Source organism: Streptomyces sp. NPDC007164 (assembly GCF_040634135.1).
Taxonomy (GTDB): Bacteria; Actinomycetota; Actinomycetes; order Streptomycetales; family Streptomycetaceae; genus Streptomyces; species Streptomyces sanglieri.
The window spans coordinates 2841-3130 of record NZ_JBEYFB010000108.1 but is presented as its reverse complement, the minus strand read 5'-3'; the positions used below and the strand labels follow the sequence as shown (position 1 = coordinate 3130).

General features: G+C 72.1%; 1 pseudogene. It reads left to right on the top strand.

Going from position 1 to position 290, the window contains the following annotated elements:
• Positions 1-290 (top strand): annotated as a pseudogene (locus ABZ622_RS41455) (WD40 repeat domain-containing protein); the annotation flags it as partial.

Below are 290 nucleotides of genomic sequence, written 5' to 3'. Positions count from 1 at the left end.
AGCCTGGATCATCGGCGCTGGCGAGACTGTGCGGATCTGGGACCGGGCCACCGGCACACAGACCGCCCAGCTCACCGGCCACACCGGCCGCGTCCGGTCGGTGGCGGTCTCTCCCGACGGAGCCTGGATCGTCAGCGCTGGCGAGACTGTGCGGATCTGGGACCGGGCCACCGGCACACAGACCGCCCAGCTCACCGGCCGCACCGGCAGTGTCCGGTCGGTGGCGATCTCTCCCGACGGGGCCTGGATCGCCAGCGCCAGCGACGACCAGTCCGTGCGGATCTGGGATC